The sequence below is a fragment of the Aquabacterium sp. A7-Y genome (assembly GCF_026153205.1).
In the GTDB taxonomy this organism is placed as follows: domain Bacteria; phylum Pseudomonadota; class Gammaproteobacteria; order Burkholderiales; family Burkholderiaceae_C; genus Caldimonas.
In genome coordinates, this window is the sequence record NZ_JAPFBW010000016.1 from 133,404 (window position 1) to 145,258 (window position 11,855).

Annotated in this window: 11 protein-coding genes and 2 pseudogenes; 9 read left to right on the forward strand and 4 right to left on the reverse strand. The window is 66.2% G+C overall.

What is annotated here, in order from left to right:
- The first annotated feature begins 250 nt into the window (after positions 1–250).
- The 3 genes from OOT46_RS16190 (at position 251) to OOT46_RS16200 (ending at position 2,805) form a co-directional block, all read left to right on the forward strand.
- Positions 251–679, forward strand: coding sequence for a hypothetical protein (locus OOT46_RS16190; RefSeq protein WP_265404652.1), 429 nt, complete (start codon positions 251–253; stop codon positions 677–679).
- Positions 676–1,134 (forward strand): hypothetical protein, encoded by a 459-nt coding sequence (locus OOT46_RS16195; protein WP_265404653.1) that lies wholly within the window; start codon positions 676–678, stop codon positions 1,132–1,134. The genes OOT46_RS16190 and OOT46_RS16195 overlap by 4 nt, the downstream gene beginning before the upstream one ends.
- Before the next feature lie 159 nt (positions 1,135–1,293).
- On the forward strand, positions 1,294–2,805 hold the full coding sequence (locus tag OOT46_RS16200; RefSeq protein WP_265404654.1) for a cytochrome P450: 1,512 nt from the start codon (positions 1,294–1,296) through the stop codon (positions 2,803–2,805).
- Positions 2,806–2,931: 126 nt separating this feature from the next.
- Here the strand turns inward: OOT46_RS16200 and OOT46_RS16205 are convergent, their stop codons facing one another.
- Both OOT46_RS16205 and OOT46_RS16210 read right to left on the reverse strand, forming a co-directional pair.
- Positions 2,932–4,248, reverse strand: a complete 1,317-nt coding sequence (locus OOT46_RS16205; RefSeq protein ID WP_265404655.1) for a porin — start codon at positions 4,246–4,248, stop codon at positions 2,932–2,934.
- Between the two features lie 423 nt (positions 4,249–4,671).
- On the reverse strand, positions 4,672–5,097 hold the full coding sequence (locus OOT46_RS16210) for a hypothetical protein (RefSeq protein ID WP_265404656.1): 426 nt from the start codon (positions 5,095–5,097) through the stop codon (positions 4,672–4,674).
- Between the two features lie 411 nt (positions 5,098–5,508).
- On the opposite strand from OOT46_RS16210, the gene OOT46_RS16215 reads away from it, so the two are divergent.
- From OOT46_RS16215 to OOT46_RS16240, 6 genes and pseudogenes are all read left to right on the forward strand, one after another.
- On the forward strand, positions 5,509–5,715 hold the full coding sequence (locus OOT46_RS16215) for a YgaP-like transmembrane domain (protein WP_265404657.1): 207 nt from the start codon (positions 5,509–5,511) through the stop codon (positions 5,713–5,715).
- Positions 5,712–6,251, forward strand: coding sequence for an RNA polymerase sigma factor (locus OOT46_RS16220; protein ID WP_265404658.1), 540 nt, complete (start codon positions 5,712–5,714; stop codon positions 6,249–6,251). Before OOT46_RS16215 ends, OOT46_RS16220 begins: the two co-directional genes overlap by 4 nt.
- Positions 6,248–6,502 carry a hypothetical protein gene (locus OOT46_RS16225; protein ID WP_265404659.1) on the forward strand — a complete coding sequence of 85 codons (255 nt, stop codon included), beginning with the start codon at positions 6,248–6,250 and terminating at the stop codon, positions 6,500–6,502. The genes OOT46_RS16220 and OOT46_RS16225 overlap by 4 nt, the downstream gene beginning before the upstream one ends.
- 404 nt (positions 6,503–6,906) lie before the next feature.
- Entirely contained in the window at positions 6,907–7,869 is a 963-nt protein-coding gene (locus tag OOT46_RS16230; RefSeq protein WP_265404660.1) for a hypothetical protein, read from the forward strand.
- A 552-nt stretch (positions 7,870–8,421) separates the two neighbouring features.
- The gene (locus OOT46_RS16235) at positions 8,422–9,066 is read left to right on the forward strand and encodes a hypothetical protein (protein WP_265404661.1); all 645 of its coding nucleotides are present in this window, start codon (positions 8,422–8,424) and stop codon (positions 9,064–9,066) included.
- Positions 9,067–9,473: 407 nt separating this feature from the next.
- Positions 9,474–10,586 (forward strand): annotated as a pseudogene (locus OOT46_RS16240) (PilT/PilU family type 4a pilus ATPase); the annotation flags it as partial.
- Positions 10,587–11,032: 446 nt separating this feature from the next.
- Here the strand turns inward: OOT46_RS16240 and OOT46_RS16245 are convergent.
- On the reverse strand, positions 11,033–11,350 hold the full coding sequence (locus OOT46_RS16245; protein ID WP_265404662.1) for a DUF4148 domain-containing protein: 318 nt from the start codon (positions 11,348–11,350) through the stop codon (positions 11,033–11,035).
- Positions 11,351–11,698: 348 nt separating this feature from the next.
- Positions 11,699–11,855 (reverse strand): annotated as a pseudogene (locus OOT46_RS16250) (SRPBCC domain-containing protein); the annotation flags it as partial.

The following is an 11,855-nucleotide window of genomic DNA, read 5'->3' on the forward strand; positions in this document are numbered from 1 at the left end:
GTACACCCGACTGTGCCGCCTGCTGCGGCGTCTGCTGTCTCGCATTGCCGTTCGGCGCCTTTCAAGGCTTTGGATTCGACAAGCCGGCCCACACGCCAGCCTCGGGGACAAGTGGGTCGAGATCGATGCGATGTCGGCCAGGCCGGGACAGATCGACGTGACCGCTGTGCGGAGGCACACAGATGTCGGATCGGGAACACGCCGATCGTCATCTGTCCATCGTGTTCCAAAGCTTTCACCCCCCTCCCCCTTGCATCTCAAGTTGCTTGAGGTCTTAGAGTCCGCTCTACAGGAAGACGCCCTGGCGATTCAAGCAGTCCATGAAATGGGTCTCGTGATGAAAAAACCTTTTGCGGTACTCGGCGTTGCGGCGGCATGCGCCGCCTGCTGCGCACCTCTCGTCCTGCCCACCGTGTCCGGGACCGGTCTCGTCGGTGCGAGTGGGCTTGCAGGGGGCACGCTGTTCGGGCTGCCGCTGAACATCGTGCTGTGTGGCGGCATGGCACTCTCACTCCTGAGCGGCATCAGCTTGTGGGCCTGGCTGCGGCGACAGATACGAACAGTCCCGGCTTGCAGCCGCGACAACTTCTGGAACACGGGAGCCCTCGCTGCTGCGCGGCCGGGTTTTGAAAAGGAGCGCGGTGCGCTTCGGCCAAGCGGTGAAGGGGCGCCCGAATGACCGATCTCTCTTCTTCCGGTTCCCGCGGCCTGCGTGCGCTGTCACCACAGGACCGAGCGGCTCACGTCGCCGCCTCCGTCGGCCTCTTGGTCCGCCAGGGAGCGGAGCTCGCTGAGCTCGACGATGGCTTCGAACTTCGTTTCTCCGCGGAGCCAGGGCGCCTCGTTGAACTGGCGCGGTGGGTTGAGCGCGAGTCCCTGTGCTGTCTCTGGATGGAGTTCACCATCTTGCGTTCGCCCGATGACCTGCTCCGGTTGAGGCTCAGCGCCCCGGCTTACGACGTGAAAGAAGCGATCCGCGCCGGGCTGCAGGCCGTTACCGCGATCTCTCGCGGAGCGCCGCTCCCTGTGGCGCTCACTTTGCCCGCGAGGCCACTGCTTGCAGCGGACCTTGAGGAGCTCCAAGGGGCGAGCTGCGGCTCAACGCGCGGCTCTGGCTGGGAGGCTGCGGCATGAAAAGGCCGCAGGTCCTGTTCCTCGCATCCGGATGTGGTCGGACGGCCCCTGCAAGCTTGCGGATCCGCAGGGAGAACCGCCCTCTCGCAAGTGCACACAGCGCAGTTTTGAAGATGAGGACAGGCTGAGGGTGCTCCGGTTCAACTTCAGGAGGAAGCCATGGACACCCCCACCTCTCGGTCCGCTCCTCAGACGGACTCTTGCCCCTTTTTGTCGTCCCGGGCTGTTTCGGCTGTTCCAAGGCAGGCCGGGCCACCGCTGCGACGCCTGGTGGACCTGCCGGGGCCGCGCGGTTGGCCGGTCCTCGGCAACTTGCCGCAGTTCGACCTGGCGCGCATGCACCAGACCTACGAGGCCTGGGCGCGGATCTATGGCCCGATGTACCGCGTGCGCATCAACCGCCGGGACTTTGTCGTGATCTCCGATCCGGCCCTGATGATGCAGGGGCTGCGGGACCGCCCCGACACCTGGCTGCGCCCCGACCCATCGATGCAGGCCATGCAGGAGGCCGGTATCTCCGGCCTCGTCACGGCCGACGGCGAAAGCTGGCGGCGTCAGCGCCGCATCGTGATGTCCGCCTTCGACCCGACCCACCTGCGCCGCTTTTTCCCGTCCCTTGAGCGCGTCACCCGGCGGCTCCAGCAACGCTGGATGCGCAGCGCACAGGCCGGCATCCAGCTCGATCTGCAGACCGAACTGAAGCGCTACACCGTCGACGTCATCGCCGGCCTCGCCTTCGGCGTCGACGTCAACACCCTCGAGCAGGAACACAGCGAACTGCAGGCCCACCTCAGCCAGGTGTTCCCAATGATCCAGCGGCGCAGCAACAGCTTTTTTCCCTACTGGCACTACCTGAAACTGCCGTCCGACCGCCGCTTCGACCGTCATCTGGTTGCGCTGCACCAGGTGACACGCGCACTGATCGCACAGGCACGCGCTCGGCTGGATGTCAGCCCCGAGCGCCGCGAGGCGCCCCAGGATCTGCTCGACGCCTTGCTCGTCGCGCAGGGCGAGAGCGGCGAGACGATGACCGAAGAGGAAGTGGCCGGCAATGTCTTCACGATGCTGCTGGCCGGCGAAGACACCACCGCCAACTCGCTGGCCTGGGCCCTGTGGCTGCTCGCCATCCACCCCGAGGCTTGGCACCGTCTGGTCGACGAGGCCGACCGTCAGCTCGCGCCAGCTCTGCTGCCTTCGAGCTTCGACGACGCGATGGGGTTGGCGTGGACCGACGCCTGCATCCACGAGACGATGCGCCTGCGTCCGGTCGCGCCGATGAACGGCCTGCAGGCTCGCGACGACACGGTGCTCGGCGACCTCGCTGTGCCAAAGGACACCATCGTCGTCTGCCTGACCCGCCTCGCGGCGACGGACGAGCAGCGCATCGAAGCCGCTTCGGAGTTCCGGCCGCAACGCTGGTTGAACGCCGAGGGGCCGGCCGCGGCCAACTCGACCAAACGGACCTCCTTGCCCTTCGGCGCCGGACCGCGGATCTGCCCCGGCCGCTACCTGGCCCTCCTGGAGATGCACATGGTGCTCGCGATGGTCGCCCGCACCTTCGACCTGGTCGAGCTGGGCACCGCCGATGGTGGGCCACCGCCCGAGCGGATGAACCTCACCATGCAACCCGAGGGCCTGCGCATGCGCCTGGCCGAGCGCACCCGCCACTGAGGGGTGTCGCCCGCGTCCTCGTGACTGTTGACCGAACGCTCAGCCGTTTTCAGGGTGCGGCACCCGGGCGGACTGCTCCGCGGTGCCGCCCCTGCCGCCTCAGTGTCCACACGCGTGAAGGCAGGGTCAGAAGGCGTGTCGCACGCCGAGGCTGACGATCGAGGTGCGCGCGTCCATGTTCTGGGGGTTGCCGAAGAAGACCGGGACCTCGGTGGTCCCCAGTGGAAGCAGCAGCAGCGTCGGCCCGCCGGCCAGCGGCAGTGGCGACAGTCTGGCGTGCACGACCCGGCCGCGTTGGTCCTCGATGGTGCCGAGGCGTGCATACAAGGCGGTGCGTTTTGACAGCGCGTGCTCCAGACCCAGCATCACGCCCCGGTCGCGCCCGCGGGTGAAGTTGACGAACCGCGATTCCATCACCTGGAGGCTGAACTGTGTCGGCCCCAAAGGATGCTTCAGGCCCAGCGCCAGCGTCCGGGTCTTCGGGTCGTGTGGGCCCGACTCCCTGAACTGGCCGCTATGGACATTCGCGGTCAGCTCGGTGCGCAGCCCGGGTGGCCGGTACCTCGCTGCGAGCAGGACCGAGCTGAAGCTCTCGAGATGGAACAGGGGCACGAAACCGCCCTCCGGCGTTGCCAGGCCGAGCGGCACGCCAAATCGGTTGTGGTGGTAGGCGGCAAGCAGCGCCATCTGATCTCGCACATAGCCGGCCATGACGCCCCAGGTGCGGCCGCGTCCACTGGACGCCTCGGCGCCCGCTCCGCCCCCGCCAAGCACCTGTCCGGTGGTTTCCGAGGCGACTGGCGCGAGCCCGGTCGCGTCCGAGCGCGCGGCGCTGATGCGGCTTGCCACCCCAGCGTTGGACGAGACCGAGAGCAGGCCGATCCATGGTCCCAGTCCCGCGACGTAGCTCAGCTGGTTGTCCTGGTAGGCCTGCAGGTTGTTGGTCAGGATGCCGGCGCTCAGCAGGCCCGGGTAGCTGACGCGGCCGACGCTGGTCAGGTAGATCGCCGTCAGCATCGGCGAGGCCTGTCGGCCCAGCCGGAACTCGCCAACCGGCGTGGTCAGCCCGACCCATGCGCTGCCACTGAAAAATCGGCCGTTGTTGCCGCCGCTGCCGCGGCCCGGGATCAGGCTGGACTCGAGCCGGAAACGCGCATGCCACCCGCCGCCCAGGTCCTCCACCCCGCCGAGCGCAAGATACGAAGGGGACCGGAGGGCCATGCGCGTGTGGCTTTGGCGCGGTGAGGCCAGGTGGTTCGGCAGCGGCCGGTCGCCCTGGTTGGCGAACAGCGTGCCGCTGACGTCGCCTTCACTGTTGCGGAGGCGGTCCACGGCGACGTCCAGCTCTCCTTGCAGGGTCAGCGAGGACTGTGCAGCGGCCAGCGGTGCGGTGGCCATCACGAACAGGGCGGCCAATGCCGGTAGGAGCAGGGGTGCACTCATTTCGTTGTCTCCCAGGGAAGGTCTGCGGAAACGACGAGGATGTGCAAAGACCACGGGTGCCGCAGGCAGCACACGCCTCGCCCTGCGTTCCATCACAAGGGTGGCTCCCGCCTCGCGGTGTCTCAGTTGTAAGGTGGAGAAGACCCGCGCAGCGAGCGGCCAGCGCCGGCGCCACGCCGGGATGCCAGCGCTTACGAACGAGCGCCGCCTCGTGTATAGGTTCACACCGACGTGCCCCCGATGGGCGAGCCTGGAGCGCTGTCGTGAAATCTCGCGGAGCGGGGAACCGGTGGGCAAGCGCGGCGGCTCTCCGAGCTGTCCGCGGCTCAATCCGCGGGCGAATTCAGCTGAGCTGGCGGGCCCCGGACAGGTAGGGTGTGGCTTGCGTTAACAATGCCAGCTGCGATGCAACTCGGGAGTCGTTCATGGCCGCTCCTTCGACAGCTTCACAAACCGGCCGGCCAAGCCACCGAGGACCGCACCGCACACGAAGGTGACATCGAGGTAGCGCCACATGACCTCAAAGTCGACGGTCGACCTGCTGACACCCAAGCACACGAAAGTCAGGAACACGCCCGCACCGGCCCCGGCCATCGACCACACGAACACCCGCGCCGCGCCCGGTGTGCGTCCCGCCAGAAAACCGACGACGGCGCCGAGCACCACACCGCCCACGACAAACGGAATCAGCCGTTCATGGTGGAGGTCGGGCGCCCGCAGCAGGGCCAGCACAAAAACGAACATGAAGCCCAGCATCGCGCCACCGAGGACCATCAGCGCGCGTATTGCAAACGACGTGGTCCGCGGATGGAGCTCGCGGGCGGTCGGGCCGTGTTGTTGCTCCGCCATCTCTTGCCCTCCCACATTGTTGTTGCCGGGACTCTATGCGGTCCTGCAGGAGCGGCGTTACCGAGTGCTGCTCGGTGGTCAGCTTGCGCCCGCCCAGCTGCCCTTGTGCCAGTGACGGACGGCCCGCCCGGGCCTTGGCCTCAAAGCAGACCGAGGGTCATGCTGGCCGCCATCAGAGGCACTTGGCGACAACCGAAAAGAAAGTGCCCACCCACTTTCCAGGGAGCGCATGGCGTTCTCGTGCCTCCCCGAGTGACATCTCCAGTACTCGGGGTGATGTCAGACCGCCGCCCGCAAAAAAATCTTCCATCCACCGAATCCATTCGCGGATCCCGGCCCTCTTTGATGAGGCGAGTGGGGCAAGTTGCGGCCTCGAGCTCGCTTCATCAACTCGATCATGAGGAGTTTCTGATGTTCTATCGGAGAAACATAGGCACAAAACAGGCGCTGGCACGATTGATCGGCGGCGGGCTGATGATCTTGTGCGGGCTGGTCGGCCTCCAGGCGTCGCTGCTCGGACTGCTGCTCGCCGGCGCCGGGGGCGTCACGATGGTGACGGGAGTGCTAGGGTATTGCCCGGTGTGTTCCACGGCGGGCCCCACGCCGCCTACTTCGTGAAGGACCTCATGCGCCTACGGGAAGAGACCTTCCTTGCTGCCCAGGGCGGAGATCCGGCAGCACTGAACGAGCTGCTGGCGCAATGCCGCCCGGACATCCGGCGTTACGCACGCTTCCAGTGCCAGCGCTCGTCCGCAGTAGAAGACGTCGTGCAAGAGGCCTTGATCATCCTGTACCGGCGTGTGGGCACGGTACGAAGCCCGGCCACACTGAGCGCTTGGCTGGCTCGTGTGGTCGGTCGACTTTGCCTTCTGCCGGCCCTGATGTTCATGAAGGGCGTCGAGGAACTCGACAGCCTGGCCGACTCCACGCGGTTTGCAACGGTCCCCGTGCATGAACTCCGCATGGATCTGGTACGCGCCCTGGAGTCCTTGCCGGCTCCGCACCGCGACATCATCCTGCTGCGGGACATGCAGCAACTCACCATCGCCGAGATCGCACAACACCTGAACCTGACCCGTGAGGCCACCAAGAGCCGGCTTCACCGGGCTCGCGCGCTCGTCAGGGAATATCTGCTGTCCAAGGACCCGACATGAACTTCTTCAAACGAAGCGACAGCGGCCTCTTCGCCAGCCGCAGCCTTTTCGCGCACCTGTCGCGCGGAGCCGTCGCGATCGTGCTGCTCGCATGGGCCATCGACCACCAGACCAGTCACCCGCTGCTCTCGTTGAGCGCGGGCATCGCGGCGCTGGTCGCGTTCCGAGGCTGCCCCGTCTGTTGGACGATCGGTCTGGCAGAAACCTGGGTGCAAAGGGGGAAGGTACTCGGCATAACGCGTGAGCGGTGAGAGCCACCCACGTTGCCCTTCGGAACTCAGCCGCACGGAGCGCCCCTGCCCGCGCTGCTGCCGTTCCGCATCTCGGCTCGCGATGGGCCCGCAGACACGCCGGTGTGGACCGCCGCCGGCCACACCGACATGCCCGGCCCAGTACTGTAGAAACGGGCAGTACAGGGGGCAAATCCAACTTCATACCATGCCTGTAAAGCCAATCGTCGGCCCTTCCCGTCCCCGCGTGTGCAGCCGCCGGAAGGGCGCGGCAAAGCCCCGCAGAAGTTGAGCGTTGCGCAGCCTTGGCACATCGGCGGTGACAGCGTCGGACACGCAGCACCGAGCCAGGCGCGGGAGGTGCAGATCGCCGGCGCGACTGCCCTCAAGCCTTTGCGTTCTTCACACGATAGGAGGACAGAGTGATGAAACTGCGTTCACTGTTGTATGACGCCGGATGTTCCGTCTGCACTGACATTGCTCGGGATGCCGAGGCCGAGGCCAGGGGATGGCTGCGCATCAGGCCGCTGCAGGACCCCGAGATGCGTCAGCTGCTGGCGGACCATGCCCCCAAGCTGGGGCGGCGGCCCGCCCTGGTCACGCAGGACGGCGACCGCGTGACCGTGAGTACCGGCTGGACCATGTTGGCCAAGCTGGCGGGAGGTGTGGGGCCACGGCGCTGCTGGCGCCTGTTGTGTCGCTTGGCGGAGGCCAAGTCCCCGGCTGTGCAGCGCGAATCTTCGGCCCGCCGCCAACTGCTGCGGGCCTTCGGCGGCGGTACTCTTGCCGCCGTGACGGGCTTCGTGATGGCCAGTCCTTCGAGCGAGTCCGAAGATGACGCCACGCTGATCACCGATGAAAGGCGCAGCGCCGTCATCGCCGCCGTCCGCGGGGAGATCAAGGTCCAGATCGCAGAGCAACAGCTGCTGGGACTCGGGTTCCTGCTCACCACCGACAGCGCCGCGGTGCTGCGATCCAGGGACGGTGATCAGCTGACGATGGTGTTCTACCCCGACGCGAACGGCCGCCCCGACCGCGCCGGCGTGATGGCGCACGAACGCACGCGCGACGGGACGACCCGCGTGCGAGTGGAGGCCCTGGAGGCCGCCCCAGAGGCGCTCTCCAACTCCGCCGGCCGGTACCGCCGGGGCGAGCTGAGAACCACGAGCTCGATGCGCATCGCCGAAAACGGGGGCATCGTCGTCCCTGCGGGCAGAAAAGAGTGGTTCGTCTGCATGTTGGCGTGTCTAGGGGCTCAGTGCCCGGACAATGTCGGCACCTGCCTGCGGCTCTGGGTTCCTCTGCCCGTGATCCTCGCCTGCATGGTCGGCTTGTGCGGCAGGGATGCTTATCGCTGCCACCAGGACGTCTGCAAGGATGAATGGTAGCCCCGGCAGCACTCGGCACGGCCCGCGCCTGGCGTCGCGGTCTCTGCGAAGGAGCCGCCATTCGGCAGCCAGATGATCCCTTTGATCCACGCAGTGCGATCCTTCGAGATGCGGCGCCCAGCGTCCGATGCATGGCTATACGCAAGAGCAGACGAAAGGAGAGTACTCGGCCGCAGGCCAGCGTGAGGCCGGAATTCGGGGCAGCGCTTCACGGTTGATCAGCCCCGCAGTTGACGTGCACTTGACACCTGGCCGGCTGTCTGTCGGAACAGCCGGCCTGTTCGACCGAGCAGCACGGCGTGTTCTCGGGGGCCGGGCACGATGCAGCGAGGTTACGCTGCAAGCACCACAACCACGGTCAGTGGGCACCACAGGAGGTCTGTCATGCGTGATGGTCAACCGGCTGCCGCCACATCCAGTGCTGTCTCCGCCATGTGGCCTTGTATGCGGCGGCGTTTTCGACAGTCGGCCGCGGCCCTGTGTGCCGCTGCGGCAACCGGCGTCACAAGCGGGGCACCGCCTCCCGCGACCGCCTACGCCTCGTGGAGGAACTTGAGCTATCAGGTCATTGACCTCGATGTGAATGACGGCATCCAGGCGGGTTACAGCATCAGCACGCGACCCACCGATCAAGACGCAACGTCCGCCAATGTCTGGAGAAGCACAGACGGTGCGAGCCGCGTCGACGTGAAGTATGCGTTCATGGTGCCGGCGACCGCTGAATTCACCTTTCCGGAGGGTGGCGGCGCGGCCCGCCTTGATCCTTGGACCGGCGCCGAGGCCCGCGCCTACCTGGCCATGCAAGGCATGGTGTCCGCGGGCGCTGGGACCATGCGCGGGCTGAACCCGAACGCGCCGGTGGGCGAGTACGGCATCGTCCTCAACCCCAATACTCAACTCATCGTTTCGCTTGAGGCCGGCACCGAGGTGACGGACGTGGGTCTTGTCGACGGCGCCGGCAGCGTCGCAACTGCCACGGTCTCGCTGGTGCTCATGGATCGGACGGGCAGGGGCGGGCGTCAGTCCTTGGAACTCATGACACGCCACGACAGCACTTCCGAGAGTACAGAGCGGGCGAGCGTCCTGTCGGTGACGCTGGAGAATCGCAGCCGTTCAGCGGTGGATGCGCAGATCTCCGTGTCGGCGCATGCCAATGTGAACGTCAGCAGCGTGCCCGCGGCCTCAGCTGGACGGTGATGACCTTGGACGGCTGCGCTCAGAGGGCTCAGCCGGCCCATGAGACGCTCACCGAGGTGCGCTTCAACAGCTCGGAAACCACCTGCCGGATCGGGATGCACCGGCGCACGCCGGGCTCAAGCTGGAGAGGCAGCGCGTGAAGTGACGCTGCTCGTCGGGCAGTGACAACACGCGATAGGGGAAATCATCGCTCCCTATACTTCGACGGCAGCGACGGCATTGCGAATGCCGTCCGGAGATGACCCTCGAAAGGTCGCCATGCCGGTTTTTTTGTTCGTCTTTCATGGGCGTGCTGGCAACGCTCGTTGCCGCCAATGCCGTGGGCCAGGCGACGCTACTGCACGGCCCATCCCCTCAGCGCGGTCATCGCCATGCCGCAGGCTCGGCTGACTGCCAGGAATCCGCCGATGACCTTCACCGAAGAACAGGCTCGGGCCTACATGCACAAGCTGCTGGCCGCGATGAGCCAGGCCGGCGGCTCCGACCTGTTTGTTTCCGCCGATTTCCCGCCGAGCATGAAGGCCCACGGCAGCATGAAGTCGCTGACCGCCCAGAAGCTCACACCCGAGGTCACGCGCATGCTGGCCCACGCGATGATGAACCCCACGCAGCGCGAGGAGTTCGAGCGGGAGATGGAGTGCAACTTTGCGATCTCGATTCCCGGCGTCTCGCGCTTCCGGGTCAACGTCTATGTACAGCAGCAGAGTGTGGGCATGGTGATCCGCACCATCGCCTCAGAGATCCCCAGCTTCGAGAAGCTGAAGCTGCCGGAGATTCTGAAGGAAGTGGTGATGACCAAGCGCGGTCTGGTGCTCGTGGTCGGCGCCACCGGCTCGGGCAAGTCCACGACGCTCGCCGCGATGATCGATCACCGCAACCGAACCTCGGGCGGCCACATCATCACGGTGGAGGACCCCGTGGAGTACGTGCATCCCTCGCGCATGTCGCTAGTGACCCACCGCGAGGTCGGCGTCGACACCAAGTCGTGGCACAACGCGCTGAAGAACACGCTGCGCCAGGCGCCCGATGTCATCCTCATCGGCGAGATCCGCGACACCGAGACGATGGAGCACGCGATCGCGTTTGCCGAAACGGGTCATCTCTGCCTGGGCACGCTGCACGCCAACAGCGCGAGCCAGACGATCGAGCGCATCGTCAACTTCTTCCCCGAAGAGCGGCGCACTCAGCTGCTGATGGACCTCTCGGCCAATCTGCGGTCCATCGTCTCGCAGCGCCTGGTGCGACGCGAGGACGGCAACGGCCGCGCGGCGGCGATCGAGATCCTGCTGAACACGCCGACCATCTCCGAGAAGATCGTCACCGGCCAGTTCCACGAGATCAAGGGAATCATGTCGCGCTCACGTGAGCTGGGCATGCGCACCTTCGACTGGGCGCTGTTCGAGCTTTACAACCAGGGCATCATCAGCTTCGACGAGGCGATCCGCAACGCCGACTCGGCCAACGAGCTCCGGCTGAACATCAAGCTCAAGAGTGAGCGCGGAGAACCGCCGTCGTCCGCGATGATGTCGCTGACGATCGACGCGGGCCCGAGCGAGAAGGAACTGGCCGAGCAACGCCACCAGGAGATGCAGCGCCAGCAGGAGGCGCGCAAGCGGCACGAGGAGGCCGAGCTGGTGAAGCTGCGCGAGAAAAAGCGGCTGGCCGAGCTCGAGGCCGCGCAGCCGAAGAAGGGCTGAGCGCCGCGTTGGCACCGCTTGCGGGAGGCGAGCCGGGTTTTCAGCGGCTCGACCTGCTCGCGGTTCACCGTGCAGCCGCGGTGGGCCTTCAGGAATCGCGATGGGTCGAGTGCTGCTTCAAGGCGCCGGCTACGGAAAAGCGACCGAAGCGTGCTCGAGGCCTGCTTCCACCTGCCGGCCGCCGCGGCCCAGCCATGAAAAAAGCCCGCCGGAGCGGGCTTTTCCTTCGTCGTCACCAGCAGCGGGCCGCTTGGGCCCGCCCTTCAAGCTCAGCCGCCGACGTTGATCGGGGCAGCGCTGGGCTGGGTGCGCAGGAAGCTGGCGGTTTCCTGCTTCACGTCCTCGCGGCTGCGGGCGGTGGCGGTAGCAGCCTGCGCGGGCAGCACGGTGGCTTCGCCGCTGAACACGGCCAGTTGTTCACCTTGGGCGCGGGCCTGGGCCAGCTCGGCCTTCACTTCGGCACGGGTCTTCAGCGACTGCGCTTCGCGGGTCCAGGTCTGGTCGAAGTCGTTCGCTTCACCGGCAAAGGCGCCGGCGGCAGCAAAAGCGGTCATCGCGGCAACGATCAGGGTCTTCTTGGCGTTCATGTTCAGCTCCATTCACAAGCGGGTTAGGTCCGGGTCGGCAGGATCAGCCCCCGGCCCCTCGCTGAGTCGCAACCGTTGGTCGTTTGTGCTCATCGATGGGATGAACTTTAGGTGTTAACCCTTGGCGGAAAAACGGGCCTGGCTACAATGAATCGTTTCGGAAACCGCAACAAAGGGGAAGGCTGTGGACCGTCTGCATTCGCCATGGCCGGCCCATGTCCAGCTGACGTCCATCGTCGGCTGCCCTGCAACTCGCACCACACCAGGGCCGAGCCTGGTTGTGAACCTTCAAGATCTTGTTTCTTGATTTGGGATCTTGAAGCTTCACACCCAGGCTGACGACGCCCGTCAGTCGGGGATCACGGGCTCGACCAGGGTCGCGAGTTGCGCCAGCGATTCCTGCCACCCGAGGTAGCACATCTCGACCGGTATGGCCTCCGGGATGCCCTCCTGCGTGATGCTCAGCTCGTCCCGCATGACACGCCTGCAGGACTCACGGTCGTCT